The organism is Clostridium uliginosum (genome assembly GCF_900112485.1).
GTDB lineage: Bacteria > Bacillota > Clostridia > Clostridiales > Clostridiaceae > Clostridium > Clostridium uliginosum.
This window is the reverse complement of the sequence record NZ_FOMG01000024.1, coordinates 16,877-33,814: the sequence shown is the minus strand read 5'-3', so window position 1 is coordinate 33,814 and position 16,938 is coordinate 16,877. Positions and strand designations below refer to the sequence as shown.

At 27.2% G+C, this 16,938-nt stretch carries 20 protein-coding genes; 4 read left to right on the top strand and 16 right to left on the bottom strand.

What is annotated here, in order from left to right; genetic code table 11:
- Positions 1-183 precede the first annotated feature (183 nt).
- Positions 184-984, bottom strand: coding sequence for a pyrroline-5-carboxylate reductase (proC, locus tag BM027_RS13790; protein WP_090093020.1), 801 nt, complete (start codon positions 982-984; stop codon positions 184-186).
- A 118-nt stretch (positions 985-1,102) separates the two neighbouring features.
- On the opposite strand from proC, the gene BM027_RS13785 reads away from it, so the two are divergent.
- Entirely contained in the window at positions 1,103-1,441 is a 339-nt protein-coding gene (locus BM027_RS13785; protein WP_090093018.1) for a hypothetical protein, read from the top strand.
- 159 nt (positions 1,442-1,600) lie between these two features.
- Here the strand turns inward: BM027_RS13785 and BM027_RS13780 are convergent, their stop codons facing one another.
- From BM027_RS13780 to BM027_RS13730, 11 genes are all read right to left on the bottom strand, one after another.
- Positions 1,601-2,938 (bottom strand): replicative DNA helicase, encoded by a 1,338-nt coding sequence (locus BM027_RS13780; RefSeq protein ID WP_090093016.1) that lies wholly within the window; start codon positions 2,936-2,938, stop codon positions 1,601-1,603.
- Between the two features lie 123 nt (positions 2,939-3,061).
- Positions 3,062-4,957, bottom strand: a complete 1,896-nt coding sequence (gene lonC, locus BM027_RS13775) for a Lon family ATP-dependent protease (RefSeq protein WP_090093014.1) — start codon at positions 4,955-4,957, stop codon at positions 3,062-3,064.
- A 15-nt stretch (positions 4,958-4,972) separates the two neighbouring features.
- Complete coding sequence (rplI, locus tag BM027_RS13770; RefSeq protein ID WP_090093012.1) at positions 4,973-5,416, bottom strand: 50S ribosomal protein L9; 444 nt, start codon at positions 5,414-5,416, stop codon at positions 4,973-4,975.
- A 1-nt stretch (position 5,417) separates the two neighbouring features.
- Complete coding sequence (locus BM027_RS13765; RefSeq protein WP_090093010.1) at positions 5,418-7,361, bottom strand: DHH family phosphoesterase; 1,944 nt, start codon at positions 7,359-7,361, stop codon at positions 5,418-5,420.
- A 20-nt stretch (positions 7,362-7,381) separates the two neighbouring features.
- Entirely contained in the window at positions 7,382-7,702 is a 321-nt protein-coding gene (locus BM027_RS13760) for a MazG-like family protein (RefSeq protein ID WP_090093008.1), read from the bottom strand.
- A gap of 153 nt (positions 7,703-7,855) precedes the next feature.
- Complete coding sequence (rpsR, locus tag BM027_RS13755) at positions 7,856-8,110, bottom strand: 30S ribosomal protein S18 (RefSeq protein WP_090093007.1); 255 nt, start codon at positions 8,108-8,110, stop codon at positions 7,856-7,858.
- A 26-nt stretch (positions 8,111-8,136) separates the two neighbouring features.
- Positions 8,137-8,583 (bottom strand): single-stranded DNA-binding protein, encoded by a 447-nt coding sequence (locus BM027_RS13750; protein ID WP_090093005.1) that lies wholly within the window; start codon positions 8,581-8,583, stop codon positions 8,137-8,139.
- Between the two features lie 13 nt (positions 8,584-8,596).
- A complete protein-coding gene (rpsF, locus tag BM027_RS13745; RefSeq protein ID WP_090093002.1) occupies positions 8,597-8,884 on the bottom strand; it encodes a 30S ribosomal protein S6 in 288 nt (95 codons plus the stop codon).
- Between the two features lie 96 nt (positions 8,885-8,980).
- Positions 8,981-9,184: a DUF951 domain-containing protein gene (locus tag BM027_RS13740; RefSeq protein ID WP_090093001.1), complete on the bottom strand. Its 204-nt coding sequence runs from the start codon at positions 9,182-9,184 to the stop codon at positions 8,981-8,983.
- Positions 9,168-10,073 carry a mechanosensitive ion channel family protein gene (locus BM027_RS13735; RefSeq protein ID WP_090093000.1) on the bottom strand — a complete coding sequence of 302 codons (906 nt, stop codon included), beginning with the start codon at positions 10,071-10,073 and terminating at the stop codon, positions 9,168-9,170. The genes BM027_RS13740 and BM027_RS13735 overlap by 17 nt, the downstream gene beginning before the upstream one ends.
- 33 nt (positions 10,074-10,106) lie before the next feature.
- A complete protein-coding gene (locus BM027_RS13730; protein ID WP_090093091.1) occupies positions 10,107-10,343 on the bottom strand; it encodes a putative Se/S carrier protein in 237 nt (78 codons plus the stop codon).
- Positions 10,344-10,600: 257 nt separating this feature from the next.
- On the opposite strand from BM027_RS13730, the gene BM027_RS13725 reads away from it, so the two are divergent.
- The 3 genes from BM027_RS13725 (at position 10,601) to yyaC (ending at position 13,378) form a co-directional block, all read left to right on the top strand.
- Positions 10,601-11,263, top strand: coding sequence for a LysE family transporter (locus BM027_RS13725; protein WP_090092998.1), 663 nt, complete (start codon positions 10,601-10,603; stop codon positions 11,261-11,263).
- Positions 11,260-12,417 (top strand): aminotransferase class V-fold PLP-dependent enzyme, encoded by a 1,158-nt coding sequence (locus BM027_RS13720; protein ID WP_090092995.1) that lies wholly within the window; start codon positions 11,260-11,262, stop codon positions 12,415-12,417. Before BM027_RS13725 ends, BM027_RS13720 begins: the two co-directional genes overlap by 4 nt.
- A 364-nt stretch (positions 12,418-12,781) precedes the next feature.
- Positions 12,782-13,378 (top strand): spore protease YyaC, encoded by a 597-nt coding sequence (yyaC, locus tag BM027_RS13710; RefSeq protein ID WP_090092990.1) that lies wholly within the window; start codon positions 12,782-12,784, stop codon positions 13,376-13,378.
- A 116-nt stretch (positions 13,379-13,494) separates the two neighbouring features.
- On the opposite strand, the gene BM027_RS13705 is transcribed toward yyaC, so the two are convergent.
- From BM027_RS13705 to noc, 4 genes are all read right to left on the bottom strand, one after another.
- On the bottom strand, positions 13,495-14,010 hold the full coding sequence (locus BM027_RS13705) for a DUF4446 family protein (protein ID WP_090092988.1): 516 nt from the start codon (positions 14,008-14,010) through the stop codon (positions 13,495-13,497).
- 42 nt (positions 14,011-14,052) lie between these two features.
- On the bottom strand, positions 14,053-14,910 hold the full coding sequence (locus BM027_RS13700) for a ParB/RepB/Spo0J family partition protein (RefSeq protein ID WP_090092985.1): 858 nt from the start codon (positions 14,908-14,910) through the stop codon (positions 14,053-14,055).
- Positions 14,911-14,920: 10 nt separating this feature from the next.
- Positions 14,921-15,685 (bottom strand): ParA family protein, encoded by a 765-nt coding sequence (locus tag BM027_RS13695; protein ID WP_090092982.1) that lies wholly within the window; start codon positions 15,683-15,685, stop codon positions 14,921-14,923.
- A 385-nt stretch (positions 15,686-16,070) separates the two neighbouring features.
- Positions 16,071-16,853 carry a nucleoid occlusion protein gene (noc, locus tag BM027_RS13690; protein ID WP_090092980.1) on the bottom strand — a complete coding sequence of 261 codons (783 nt, stop codon included), beginning with the start codon at positions 16,851-16,853 and terminating at the stop codon, positions 16,071-16,073.
- Positions 16,854-16,938: the final 85 nt, after the last annotated feature.

Below are 16,938 nucleotides of genomic sequence, written 5' to 3'. Positions count from 1 at the left end.
TTAATATGCCTAATATGAAAAAACTTATCCAGCTACTAGCTATAGTATAAAAATAATTTTTATTCACAATAATTATATTTAATTTTTATCCACACATTTTAAAATTATTATTATCCACAATAATTTAAGTTAAATTATATCCTCAGTATTATTTTATTACTTATCCACAATAATAAATGTAATTTACATATTTTTAGATTTATCTGCACATTTAACCATTGCTTCTATAACTGCACTTCTAAATCCTTGCTTTTCTAATTCAGCTACTGCATCTATTGTAGTTCCTGCTGGAGAACATACCATATCTTTTAAAAATGCTGGATGTTTTCCTGTGTCTAAAACCATCTTAGCTGATCCAAGTAAAGATTGTGCTGCCATCTTATATGCTTTATCTCTAGTTATTCCAAGCTTTACTGCGCCATCTGCCATAGCTTCTATAAACATAAATATATATGCAGGTGAAGATCCACATAAAGCAATAAATCCATGAAAATCTTTTTCTGCAAGTTCTACACATTCTCCAAAGCTTTGAAAAATTTTAGTACAATATTCCATATCTTCTTTAGTTACATTTATATTTGGACAAATAGCTGACATTGCTTGACCAACAAGTGCTGGAGTATTCGGCATACTTCTAACTATCTTATAATCTGATCCTACCCAATTTTCCATATTTTCAATAGTTATTCCTGCTGCTATGCTTATAATTAATTTATCTTTAGTTAATTCTTCTTTAATCTCATTAATAACATCTTTATACATATATGGTTTTACAGCCAATATTAAAATATCTGCACTTTTTGCAACTAATTTGCTATCTAAAGTTGTTATTATCTTAAATTCATCTTTTAACTTTTTTGCTGAGGCTTCTGTTTTAGTAGAAACAATTATTTCATTAGACTTTAAAAATCCAGACTTAATTAATCCTTGGACCATAGAACTTCCCATATTTCCACAACCTATGAATCCTACTTTATTGCTCATAATTAATCCCCCAATTTTTTAATTTAAATTCTATTTTTAAGTTTTTCTCCACTATAATCATAGTATAGCTAGTATCATATTTCACAAACTATATTTACTTAGAAGGGAGGTTATATCTATGAATAAAATTCCTATAATTCATTCTAATTCTTTAATAAATAAGGAAGAATTTATTGATTTTTTTTTAGATAAACCTATCATAAGTTCAAAAATCCCAACTATAGATATAGAGGAAACATCTAGAAGTTATTACATTAGCATTTACTTTTTTTCATATAAAAATCATTTTTTAAAAATGCACTATAAAAATAATTTTTTAATTCTTGAAATGCACAAAATTAATAAGGACGTAGACAAGTCTTTAAAAAGAATGTTTTATTTAAAAGACATAAATTTAGATAAAATTTTTCTTTATGATTATAAGGATAAAATTAAACTTATCATTCCTAAGTTTTAAACGATTTTTAATATATATCTTCTAACTAAATTTATACATTTGAATTACTTAATTATTAAAAAATACATAAATATTTATCCCACATTTTTAATTGAAACATATATATAATTATTTATTAAATATAAATTAGTTTGTTCAAAAACAAACTAATTTATGTTTTTATTCTTTATGAATAACATCTAAATTTTCAAACTTACTATATTGACCAAGCCATGCAAGTTTAGCAGTTCCTACTGGACCATTTCTTTGTTTTGCTATTATGCACTCAGCAATATTTCTATCTTCTGTTTCCTTATTATAATACTCATCCCTATATAAAAACATAACAATATCTGCATCCTGTTCTATAGATCCTGATTCTCTTAAATCAGATAACATAGGTCTATGGTCTGCTCTTTGTTCAGGAGCACGAGATAATTGCGATAAAGCTATTACTGGGCATTCCATTTCTTTGGCTAAAGCCTTAATAGATCTAGATATTTCTGACACCTCTTGTTGCCTGTTATCTGTAGAAGAACTTCCTGACATAAGTTGCAAGTAATCAATAATAATTATATCTATTCCATATTCCATCTTTAATCTTCTACATTTAGATCTCATCTCCATAACAGAAACTCCAGCAGAATCATCTATATATACTTTAGCTTTAGATAAAGGACCTGTTGCTCTAGCAATATTTTCCCAATCTTTATCATCTAATTCACCAGTTCTTAATTTTAACATATCAACATTTGCTTCAGAGCAAAGTAGCTTATATGCTAATTGTTCCTTAGACATTTCTAAAGAAAATACTACTACACTCTTTCCTTCTCTTAATGCTGCATTTTCTGCTATATTAAGAGCAAAAGTTGTTTTTCCCATAGAAGGTCTTGCTGCAATAAGAACCATATCTCCCTTTTGAAAACCTGAGGTCTTAGAATCTAAATCATTAAATCCAGATCCTACTCCAGTAATTTCACCTTTATTATTAAAAAGTCTTTCTATCTCTATGAATCCTCTCTCAAGAACATCACTTAAAGGTTCAAAGTCCTTTGAAGTCTTCTTTTCAGCTATATCAAATATCTTCTTTTCAGCTATATCTAATACACCTTCTACTTCTCCTTGCTTATTATAGCTTTCCTCAATTATTGATGTTGAAGCTTTAATAAGTTTCCTTAAAATAGATTTTTCTTCTACTATTTTTATGTATGAAGCTAAGTTTGCAGTAGTAGGTACTGATGAACTTATCTCACTTATATATGTTACCCCTCCAGCTCTTTCAAGCATATCTATACTTTTTAAGTACTCTAAGAGAGTTACTAGATCTACTGCTATATCCTTCTTAAACATTTCTAATATAGCTTTAAACACTATTTTATGTCCATCTCTATAAAAGTCTTCTTCTTCTAACTTCTCTAAAGTTTTAGCAATAGCACCTTTATCTATAATCATAGATCCAATTACTGATTGTTCAGCTTCTATACTTTGAGGTAAGCTCCTCATAACCGATGTTTCCAAATAATATTCCTCCTTTCTTAACTCTAATTCTAAAATAATTATAATAACACAAGAAAAATCTATAATAATTAATTTAATTTTTTATAATTTAAAATAAGCTTCCTATTAAAGGAAGCTCATTTATTACTTAAACACAATATCCATAAGTTCTTCTATAGTGCTTACAGTCATAACCTCTATATCCTTAAGTCTTGAAGGAATTTCTTTTTGATTATCTTTTGGCACTAAAACTAGATTTATTCCTTTTCTTCTAGCACCATATATCTTTTCAAATATTCCTCCTACAGGTTTAACCTTTCCTCTTATAGATATCTCACCTGTAATTGCTATATCTTGTTTTATAGGTTTCTTAAGTAATGCACTTATTATACATAAAGTAATGGCTGCTCCTGCTGAAGGACCATCTATTTTACCTCCACCTATAACATTAACATGAATATCATAATCTTTAATATCCTTATGTGTTATTGCTCTTATAACTGAAGCCGCATTGAAGACAGAATCCTTAGCCATTGAACCAGCAGTTTCATTAAATCTAACTACACCAGTTCCCTTTTTTCTAGCTTCAAAAACATTAGCTTCAATTTCAATTGTAGAACCTAAAAAGCCACTTACTCCTAATCCATAAATATGTCCTATTTCATATTCTTCAGTATTGTCGAATCTTTCAAAAGGAACATATCTACCTATTGATAATATCTCATCTAGGTAATCTAACTTTATATGAATATTATCAGTAGATTCCTTATTTATATATAAAGCATAACCATATGTATCAGTTAATATATTTACAGCTCTTCTACCTTCGAATGTATAATTGCTGATTTTATCAGCAACTCCATCTTCTAATGTAACTTTTAACTTTTTTGCTGCATCTTCCACTATAAGCTTTATATCTGATGATGAAAGTGGTTCAAAATAAACTTCTGTTGTTCTAGATCTTAATGCTGGATTAATTTCACTTGGACTCTTAGTTGTAGCTCCAATTAAAACAAAATCAGCTGGTGCTCCATTGTCAAACAGATATTTTACATACTTAGGAGTCGTCTCATCATCTGGATCATAATAAGATGATGAAAATTCAACTCTCTTATCTTCTAGCACCTTTAAAAGTTTATTTTGAAGTATGTAATCTAATTCTCCTATTTCATCGATAAATAATACTCCACCATGAGCTTCAGTAACTAAACCTGGCTTTGGTTCTGGCACACCAGCCTCAGATAGATATCTCTTACTTCCTTGATATATTGGATCATGAACTGATCCCAATAAAGGATTAGTTATTTCCCTCGGATCCCATCTTAATGTAGTTCCATCCACTTCAACAAATTTTGAATTATCATCAAATGGTGTAAAACCTAATTTTTTTGCTTCTTTAAGTGCAAGCCTTGCTGCTGTTGTTTTTCCTACTCCTGGTGGTCCATATAATATTATGTGTTGTGGATAAGGGGATGAAAGCTTTGATATTAATGACTTAATAGCCCTTTCCTGCCCCACTATCTCTTCAAAACTATTTGGTCTTAAAAAGCTCATAATATTCTTGCTTGTCACCTTATTATCAAGCTCAACTAAATGATCAAATTTACCAATGGTTTTTTTATTTTCAACACCTTTTTGTTTTTTTATAATTGAAAGTTTAACTTCATCAATATACTTTTCCTGCTTTTCTATAATTGCTTGTTCAACTTTCATTTCTATTTTACTTTGAACATACCTTTTTGCTATTTCATCTACAATTAAATCTACAGTATTATTAATAACTTCCTCTAATTCATTCTCTTTTGGAATCACTTTTATTCCATTTCCTTCAGATAATATTGTATTCAAAGCAAATATTCTTTCGCAATTATTTGATGATTTTATAAATTTATCTAATTTAAATCTAATAATTCTAGACTTAAATGCACCTTTATCTAAGATATTTTTTGTTATATTAAATAATGCATCTATTTGAGATTCTAAAGATAAATCACCTTCAATTATATCCTTTAATAAGTTTGTTTCTTCATTTAAATTCAAAACAAATCCTCCTTATTATTGTGGAACTATAATTACTTTCATTTTAGTACTAACCTCTGGATATAATTTAACTTCTATTTCATGGTTACCAGCTAATTTTATTGTATCCATAACGATTTTTTTCTTATCTATTGTAACCTTATATTGATTGTTTATTAATTCAGCAATATCCTTACTTGTAATAGCTCCAAATAGTTTTCCACTTTCTCCTGTTTTAGCTTTTATTGTTATTTCTTTTCCTTTTAATTCACTTGCTAATTTTTGCGCTGCTTCAAGATCAGCTAACTTTTGTTTTCTTTCATTTTCCTTTTTGTTATTTAAGATATGCATGTTTGTATCACTAGCTTCTTGAGCTAATTTCCTTGGAAATAAAAAGTTTCTTGCATATCCATCTGATGCTTCAATAACATCACCTTTTTTACCTATTTTTTTAACATCTTGTAATAAAATAACCTTCATATTAATCTCCCACCTTTAAGTATTTTTTTATTGCTTCTTCTAAATCACGAAGCACGTCTTCAACTTTAGAATTAGACAATTTAGCACCTGCTATATTCATATGTCCTCCACCACCTAAAGTTTCTAGTACCACTTGAACATTAATATCTCCAACTGATCTGCCACTAATATATACCTCATCATTTACTTGTGCTAAAACAAATGACACATTAATACCTGATATATTTAAAAGTTCATCTGCAGACTTTGCCACAATTACAGTATCTACGTTTTTAGGCGATATTGCAATAGCTATGTTGTTCTTTACATCTGCAGATTTTATTGTGTCTGCAATAAGTAAATAATTCTCTAAATCATCAGTAAACATCTTCTTTATTTCAATAGTATCTGCACCTGCTTTTCTTAAGAAAGATGCTGCTTCGAATGTTCTAACACCAGTCTTAAATGAGAACCCTTTTGTATCCATAAATATACCTGCTAATAACCCTTCTGCCTCCAGCCTTGTTAATTTAGGTTTATCAACCATATATTGAATAATTTCAGTTATCATTTCTGATGTAGAAGATGCATATACCTCTATATAATTCAATATATCTCCTTCAATCATGTCAGGGCTTCTTCTATGATGATCTATTATTACTTTTCTCTTTGCTTTATCCATTAAATCCAAATCTGCAACATAACTCTTGTTATGAACATCTACAATTATAACTAAAGTCTCATCATCTAAATCATTTTTTCCTTTTTCTGCTGATATAAATAAATCATCATACTTAGATTCTTTCATTAGATTATCTAAATAATACTCTATAGCATTAATATCATTTTGTAATATTATTTTGCATGATTTACCAAGTTGTTTTATTACACTAGATAATCCAACGGCAGATCCGAAACAATCCATATCAGGATTTTTATGTCCTATAATATATACTTTACTACTTAAATAAATTAATTCAGTCAATGCATGAGCTACAACCCTAGCTCTAACCTTAGTTCTCTTTTCTATTTCTTTAGTATTACCACCAAAAAATTTTATATCATCATTCTTTTTAACTACTGCCTGATCTCCACCTCTACCTAAAGCTAATTCTTTTGCAGTATTTGCATATTTATAATTTTCTAGAGGAGATACCCCACCTCTTCCAACTCCAATGCTTAGTGTAACCTCAAGCTTATTTCCTTTGTCAATATTGGAAATTTCATCTAACAATTTAAATTTTTCATCTATTTGCTTTTTTATATAGTTATCTTGAATAGATAATACATATTTATTTGTGTCATACTTTTTAATCATTGCTTTTAAATTATTGGCATAAGAATTTATAGTTCTTTCTATTTCAGCTACTAATAATGGTCTGTTACTTTCTTCTGTTGTATCTAAGGCTTCAGTAAAATTATCTACTTCAATTAACATAATACTCTCTTTAGTAGTTTCATATCCTATAAGTTCTGTTATGTCATTAAAGTATACTAAGTATACATCATCACTTTTATCCTTTATTTCAATTTTAGTCGCATAAGAATCATATAACTTTTGTTTTATTTTCAATCTTTGATGTAAATTACCCTTAGGATTTAAAATACGATCTAAATTTAGCCCTCTAGCAATACTTAAAATATTTTTTTCAGAAGATTCTTCACTAGTCTTTAAATAATTAAAAATATTATTATTCCATAATATATTTCCATTTTTTTCTATTAACGCCAATGGATATATAAATTGAAATATATTATTCTCTATTCCTTTGTTTAAATTCTTTATAAATTCATTAAGATTATTATCTTGTTGCCAATAATAATTTAATTGATAAAAATTATCTATCAAATAAATTAAAAATATTACTAACGCTATACCTATATAACTATAATAACATAAAATTAGTGAACTGATAATTAAGATAATAGGCTTAAGTAATCTTTTAAGTGTTGTTACTATATTCATAAAAAAAGCCTCCTATGTTATTAGTCTCTCCTATTATTAATGTAACATTTCAATTTACTTAAACTTTTACCTTCCTTCTCAACTTGATCTTCTGCACGTACCCCTAATTCTAACTTTTCTTTCATAACATGATCAACTTCCTGAAATGAATATCCTAATTTTTCAGCGAGAACATATAGTATACTTATTGCACCTGAAATACAATCCAATATTGAATTACGAGTTACATTACTGCCTTTTGTTAAAAGTCTAAAAAATTCTCCTATAATACAAAGCAATTGGGCTTTTAAGTTTTCTATTATTTTAACACTAGCCATTATATTTAATTCTTGTTTTTTCATCTATATCACCTCACATCTTCAGTCCTTGTATACTTATTTTAAATTTTTTTACTTATTAATGCAAGATATTATAGTACTATTTTGTATTTATTTTCCAATTATTATTTTATATAGCAAAAAACCCCTGATTTCTCAGGGGAATTATTATTATTCCTATTCAGTTGTGAATGGTAATAATGCTATGTTTCTTGCTCTCTTAATTGATTCAGTAACTTGTCTTTGATGTTTAGCACAAGTTCCAGAAATTCTTCTAGGAAGTATCTTACCTCTTTCTGTAACATACTTTCTAAGCTTATTTATATCTTTATAGTCAATAGATTCAGCTTTATCTGCACAAAAAGCACAAACTTTTCTTTTAGATCTTCTAACTCTACCGCCAGATCTTCTATTATTATCTTCTCTGCTCATCTTATTCCCTCCTTACCTTAAATAATTTAGAATGGCATATCTCCATCATCTACTGGAGTTATATCCTCTTCAAAATTCATACCATCAAATGGATTACTTGATGGTGCTGAATATTCAGTGCTGTTACCATTACTAGTTCCAGCATTATTTGAAGCATTTCCCTTACTTAAAAATTGTACTTCTGTAGCAACTACTTCTGTAACATACCTTTTAGTACCGTCTTTTGCTTCATAACTTCTGGTTTGAATTCTACCGCTGATAGCCATTTGACTACCCTTACTCATGTAATTTGCGGTACTTTCAGCTTGTTTGCCCCATACTACTACAGGTACAAAATCTGCTTCTTTTTGACCAGATTTAGCATTATACTTATCAACTGCTAATGTTAAAGTTGTTACTGCTGTTCCATTGCCTGGAGTAAATCTTAGTTCTGGATCTTTAGTTAATCTTCCAATTAGAACTACTTTGTTCATTTACAACACCGCCTTAAACTTCTTCCTTAACAATAATATGTCTAATGATACCATCAGTGATTCTGAATATTCTATCTAATTCTCTTGGTAATTCAGGATTTGCAGTAAAGCTAAATAATGTATAATAACCATCACTAACTTTTGAGATTTCATAAGCAAGCTTTCTCTTACCCCAAAAATCAACATTGTCTACTGTTCCTCCACCATTTTCTATAACACCTTTAAACTTTTCAATGTTAGCTTTAACAGTTTCTTCATCGAATGATGGGTGTTGTATAAATATAGTTTCGTACTTTCTCATCAATTTCACCTCCTTTGGACTAACGGCTGTGCAATTACACAGCAGGGATTACAATTCATAATTATATCAGTTTAAAAGCATCAATTCAAGTTTTTTTTATTTTTCATCATATTTACTACTTTTTATTACCTTTTTGGCACCTTTTTGAAATTTACTTCTCGGAATCATAATTATCCTACCACATCCGGTGCACTTTATCTTTATATCTGCCCCTGTTCTTATTATTTCAAATTCAAAAGAACCACAAGGATGTTTCTTTTTCATTTCAACTATTTCACCTAATTCAAATGTTTCTATCATAATTCTCTCCCTTTTCTATATTAACATTAATTAATTGAGTTTTAGTATGTGGTATTTCTATGTCTTTCTCATCTAACTTTAACTTTATTAACTTTCTCAATTCCCTTTCCATTCCCCACTGTTTAAGAGGTATGGTTTTTCCTATTACTCTTATAGTAACACTAGATGCATTTAAAGAATCTACTCCTAATACTTGTATAGGTTCTTTTATATCTTCATTATCTTTCTGAAATTCATCACATACTTCCTTAATCGCATTAATCGCATTATCTATATTTTCTTCATATGAAATATAAACATCAACCATAAATCTTATATTTCCCCTTGAATGATTTGTAACTTCAATTATGGCTCCATTTGGTATTGAATGAATATCACCAGTAAAATCCTTAATTGTTGTAGTTCTAATTCCTATGCTTTCAACAATACCATTAAATTTTCCTATAGTTATATGATCCCCAACTCCAAATTGGTCTTCAAATAGGATAAAAAAACCATTAATTAAATCTTTAATTAAACTTTGAGTTCCAAAACCTACTGCAAAGCCTCCTATACTTGCAAATGTAAAAGACATTCCACTAAATAAATTAGATAATATTGTAGCTATCCCTATAAAATATACTGCATATTTTAAGACACTCTTCATTACTTCTCCAAGAGTCTTTGCCCTTTGTGACTCTAATGATAATCTTGCATTGCTTTTTATTTGTCTTTTTACAAATTTTTTAATTAAGTAATTTCCTATTTTTACAGTCAAATACATTACTATAATAGTGAAAACAATCATTAATAATTTATTTATTATTTTTTCAATATTTTCTAAACTTATATATTTACCTATTATAAGCTCATTTTCATCTAATTGTAATTTTATCAAGTAATTATACATTATCTAATTAATCACTCTCCCCATTTGAAATTATTAAATTAGAATATACTCATGTTTATTCTTTAAATATATATTTTTATATTCAAAGACACCATTTTTAATTATTTTATCTAATTCAACTTTATCATCAATTCTTATACATATACCACAACTTTTAGCTATTGATGTTGGTGTTGGCATTATTGTAAACCTGTAACTTGATTGTTCTAAATCTTTTTCTGCTGCCATTGCATCATAAGTATTTTTAAAAACTATTATATAATAAATCACTTTAACACCTACCCTTATCATTTATATATATGTTCCAATTAAGTTTATACATTTGAATTACTGAATTGTTAAAAAATACAGAAATATTTATCCTGCATTGTAAATTATCAATTGAAACATATATATATTATATCTATGTTTTTATGATTTATAAATATATAAACTCATAGTTGTTTATTCCAACGTATATAATTATAATGAATAATTATATACAATACATTATAATTATATATGATTACGGTTATAGGGAGAATACAATGTTATCTTTATCAATTATTTTTAAGTCTATATTTATAGGCTTTTTTACAGGATTTATTGCTTCAATTCCTTTAGGACCATCAGGTTTAGAATCAATAAATAGATCTATTTCTCATGGATTTAAAGAGGGGTACAAAGTATCATTAGGCGCAGTATCTGCTGATATTTTCTATATAATAGTTATAAATCTAGGTTTATTAAAAATTTTAAGTCATAATCAACGATTTGAAGGACTATTTTGGATAGTATCAGGTTTTGTTTTAATACTCTTTAATAAAATTTCTAAAAAAACAGTTAGTTCAAATTCCAATACAAGGAAACTATGTACACACCATGCTTCTAATAGCTTTTTCACAGGATTTTTTATAACACTATTAAACCCAACTACTCCATCTTTATGGATTGCCATAAGTGGAACAGTGTTAAGTGTTTGGAGGCTTCATGGTAGACTATATTATTCATTTGCTTTATGTTCTATGATATTAGGTAGTATAAGTTGGTTTTTCATACTTAACTTCTTGGCAATTAAAGGAGTTAAGATGTTAAAATCTGATTTTTCTGCTAAAACATCACAAATATTAAATTATTTACTCTTTATACTTGGTATATTCTTTATTATTTTAGGATTGTTTAAATTTATTTTTAGAGGTGGATTTATATGAATGTTTACTTAGACAATGCATCAACAACTTTTCCAAAACCTAAACAAGTTATTGATGCAATGTATAATTATATGCTTAATATAGGTGCTAATGCAGGTAGAGGTAATTACAGTAATTCCATGCAAAGTAATAGATATTTATATGAAGCACGAGAGACTATTTCTAATTTTTTTGGATTTAACAGTCCTAAACATGTAATATTTACTAATAATGTTACCACTTCTTTAAATATTTTAATTAAAGGAATTTTAAAGCCTGGTGATCATGTCATTACATCTTCAATGGAGCATAATTCTGTCATTAGACCTATTTATCACTTAAAAGAAAATAATAAAATCAATTTAGATATAGTAAATGCAAATTCATTAGGATTTATTAATCCAAAAGATTTAGAAAATAAAATAACTTCTAAAACAAAGCTTGTAATTATTACTCAAGCATCTAATGTTACAGGATCAATCCAAGATATTAAATCCATAGGGGATATCTGTAAAAAACATAATGTGTTTTTTATTGTTGATTCTTCTCAAGGCGCTGGTGTGCTTGATATTAATATGAATACTATTAATGCAAATGTGATAGCTTTTACAGGTCATAAAAGTTTATTAGGTCCACAAGGTACAGGTGGATTTATATTAGATGATAGTTTTAATGATTCGTGCACTACATTACTACAAGGAGGTACTGGTAGTTCATCATCTTCTTTAATTCAACCAGACTTCTTACCTGATAAATTTGAATGTGGAACTCTTAATCTACCAGGAATTATTGGATTATCTGAAGGAATTAAGTACATAAATTCAATAGGATTAAATACAATCTATGAACATAATCAATATATATTAAAACATTTACTAAATGGATTATTAAATATTGATGGCTTAATTGTTTATGGAGATTTGTCTGGTAACAATTCAACTACATGTGTATCTATTAATACAAATGGTTTCGATGCTTCTGAAACTGGTTATTATTTAGATTGTAATAATATTAAAACTAGAACTGGCTTACATTGTGCACCTTTAGCACATAAAACTATAGGCACTTATCCTTGTGGTACCGTCAGACTAAGTATTAGTTATTTTACATCAATAAATGATATTAACTATACATTAATGATATTAAATAAACTTATGCGAGATAGGATAATATAAATATATATCCCATTATTTGGAATTGATTAAAAACTTCTGCTACTGAATCTATTAATCAATTCATAAACGTCGGAGTAGCTATTGGATCAAGTATTGTATCCGGAATGCTTGCACTAGTAGATTATATTCCATATATTGGAATAGTGGTTGTATTTACCTTACTTTTAACTCATTTCTTTACTAAAAGCATTTGTAGTTCAAATACAAAAGAATTAATAAGTAAATTTTCTTTTGGTGATAAAAAATTTATTAATGAATTAACTCATTCAAAAAAATTAGTATTAAAAATTTATTATTATAATATCTCAATATATGAATAAACCCTCCTTTTTATGGAAATAATTCCTTTAAAGGAGGGTTTGTTATGGCTGAAGTATTTTCTATTGATTCAAAGATATCTAGTTCATATATAAAAATACGTGATTATCTATTTGAAGAATTACAACATGTCTTAAAACAGGGAAGATGTATTGTATTTCTTTGTATTGGTACTGATCGTTCAACAGGTGATTGTCTTGGTCCCTTGATTGGATATAAACTAGAATTTTTATCTAGAGATAATATTCATATTTTTGGGACTTTACAAAATCCTATTCATTCAAAAAATTTAGTTGAAAAGTTAGATCAAATAAATTTAAAATTTAACAATCCATATATTATTGCTATAGATGCTTGTTTAGGAGGAATAAATAATATTGGTAAAATCTTTATAGAAAAGAAATCACTTTTGCCTGGTATCGCTTTAAATAAAAATCTTCCTGCTGTTGGTCAAATGAGTATAACTGGAATAGTTAATATTTCTGGTAATTTTGATTTTTTGGTTTTACAAAATACTAGATTAAATACTGTAATGATGATTTCTGATATAATTTCTAAAGGAATTTATCACTTTGTATTAAAGAGCACAACAAATAATAGTCATTCTAAAAATCATCAAGTTATATCATTTCCTAGCAAATAATTAGTACTTGTTTTTAAAAAATCTATTATATTTTATAATAATTTAATTTTTATTAAAAAATTAAAAATAATTAAATATTTCTATTTATATAAAAAAGTAAGTACATAAATTTGTACTTACTTTTTAGTATTGTTATATTTATTAGATGCCTCACTTAATACATACAGTTCCTCTTCTGAAAGATCATATCTTGATATTCCTTTATCTACTGGTTTTGCATAAGTTGTACTTTCTTGTCTTCCATAGATACCTGTTAGAATTAATCCATCATTATTATCATCTAAGATTGCAATAGAGAAACTCAAGTCACTACCTACATCTTCAAAAGCTTTATATCTCATTATAGCAACCTTTTGTATACATTGTTTTATCTTAATATCTACTCTGCTGCATTCTTCTAATGCTTTTTTAGAAATCTCTTTAGCTTCTTCAATACTATCAAGTTTTTCTGTTAGCATTTCTTCTAAATTTCTACTATTTGTTCCTCTCATTATTCTTCTATATTTATTTTCTAATTTATTTATTGATTTTATTAGAATTATAATTAGAATAAATAGTATAGTAATTATGACTGCCATTCCTATTATTAGATATGGCGTAATTTGATTAATAGTATCAAGTAGTATATTCATTTTTTCATTCCTTTCATTAATTGTTTCACGTGAAACACTCTCTTACATCTTCATAATATCTAAAATTCTTTGTAAATCATCTTCTGAGTAATACTCTATTTCTATTTTTCCTTTATTTTTTTTATTAGATAGATTTACCTTTGTTCCAAAATAATTTTGAAGTTGAGTTCGTATTTCTTTATAATACTGATTTAATGTCTCTTCTTTTGTATTGCTGCTTTTATCTTTATCTTCATTTATATTTTTAATTAATTTTTCTAATTCTCTAACTGATAACTTATTATCAATTACCTGTTGTGCAAGATCATATTGTAAATCTTTATTATCTATTCCAAGAAGTGTTCTGCCATGCCCTTCACTGATAATGCCTTCAATTAAATACTGTTGAACTCTATTATCCAAATTTATTAATCTCATTGTATTTGTAATAGAAACTCTAGACTTACCAAGTCTATTGCTTAATTCTGATTGGGTTATTTGAAAATCATCCAATAGTTTTTTATAAGCTAATGCTTCTTCAATTGGATTTAAATCTTCTCTTTGAATATTTTCAATTAATGAAATTTCTAATACATCCCTATCACTTAATTCCATAATTACACATGGTATCTCTTTTAGTCCTGATATTTTAGCCGCTCTCCATCGTCGTTCACCTGCAACTATAACATATTGGTCATCATCTTTTTCTCTTACTATCAACGGTTGAATTATACCATGAAGTTTAATAGATTGTGCTAATTCAATGATTTTTTCAGAGTCAAAATTTTTTCTTGGCTGTTCTATATTACTTTTAATCTTATTTATAGAAATAAGAATATTATTTTTTTCTTTAATATTATTTTCTATTTCATCAGGTATAAGTGCTCCCAGTCCTTTACCTAGTGCAAATTTTTTTCCCATTATGCTCCTCCTACTCCTGTCTATTTAAAAATTCTTTACTTAAATTAATGTATGCTTCAGCGCCCTTGCATTTATCATCATATAACATAATTGGTAAGCCAAAACTAGGAGCTTCTGCTAATCTAATATTCCTTGGAATAGTTGTTTCATAAACTTTATCCTTAAAATATTTCTTAACCTCTTTAAATACTTCATTACTAAGATTTGTTCTATAATCAAACATAGTCATGATTACTCCTTCAATTTTCAAATCCTTATTAAGAGATTTTTTTACTAATTGAATTGTATTAACTAATTGACTAACACCCTCTAATGCATAAAATTCACATTGGATGGGAATTAAAACCGAGTCTGCACAAGTTAATGCATTTATGGTTAATACTCCTAGTGAAGGTGGACAATCTATGAATACATAATCATAATCTTCTGCAATATCTTTTAATTTATTTTTTATAATATTCTCTCTGTCTTTTCTTCCTATAACTTCAACTTCTGCTCCAGCTAACTCCATAGTTGAAGGTGATATGAATAAGTTCTGTACTAAATCAGTTCTTAATATTGAATCCTTAATAGATATATCTGTTGTTAAAACATCATACATTGATACCTCTAAATTTCTTTTATCTAATCCAAGTCCACTTGTAGTGTTCCCCTGAGGATCTATATCTATAGTTAAAACCTTATATCCGTCCATAGCTAAATAACCACACAAATTTATATTAGTAGTAGTCTTTCCAACTCCACCCTTTTGATTAAAAATACAAATTGTCTTCATAATTAAGCCCTCTAAGAGCCTACACCCCCTTTCCCATATTAACATTATATATATATTCAATACATAATAAAAGAACAATGTAATAAAAATTAAAGAATAGTTCATAAATTTATTAAAAAATTTATTTTTCTAACTAATTATTATATTAATATCCTTATATTTAACAACAAATTCTATAATTATAGGAACAATAAAAAGATATATTATACGCTTATTATTTTAAGCACTTATGTATAATATATCTTTTAAAATAAAATATTAATATATATTTTAATAAATTTTCTGCATTTTTAATTTTATCTTTAAGTAGTTATCCTGCTAATTACTTTATTTATTAACTATCTATAAATGTTAAATTTCTTTAAATATACTCTATATAAAAATTTTATCTTTTATTTTTAAAAATTTTTACTGTTACTTCAATAAAATCCTCTTCATCTTTACATTTGTATTCAGCTGGTATATTAAATTTTTGAAGTACCTGTTTAATGGTGTTCATATATAATTTTGCAGGTAGTGCAGTTTTTATTTTACTCTTACTTTTATTCTTTAACTGTTTACCTTCTAATTTAAGTAATTCTTTATTAATCAGTTCTTCAGTCTTCTTTACATTAAGTCCATCTTTTAATACTTTATCTAAAATTTTTAATTGAAGCTCTGGATTAGAAACACTAAGAAGTGCTCTTGCATGTCTTTCTGTTAAATTATTTTCTAGGCATAGTTGTCTAACCTTAAAATCTAATTTTAATAATCTTAATTTATTAGCAATAGTTGATTGCTTTTTACCCATTCTTCTTGCCAAATCTTCTTGAGTGAAGTTATGCTCATTAAGTAAATTATTATATGCTTCAGCTTCTTCCATATAATTCAAATCTTCTCTTTGAAGATTTTCCAATAATGCTATTTCAGCTGATTCATAGTCAGTTATATTTACTATGTTACATGGTACCATTTGTAATTCTGCTAACTTAGCAGCTCTAAGTCTTCGTTCTCCTGCTACTAATTCATAAATTTCTCCCATCTTCCTTACGGTAAGTGGTTGTATAATTCCATGTTCTTTTATTGACTGTGATAATTCAGCAAGTGCTTCTTCTTTAAAATATTTACGTGGTTGATAAATATTTGGAACTATTTTCTCTATATCTATTTTTATTATTTCATCATTCATGTGTCTCAACCCATCCCCTATTAAATTACTCTAACAATATTAGACTACTATCACTACTATATAATTCTATAATAACTATATTTTT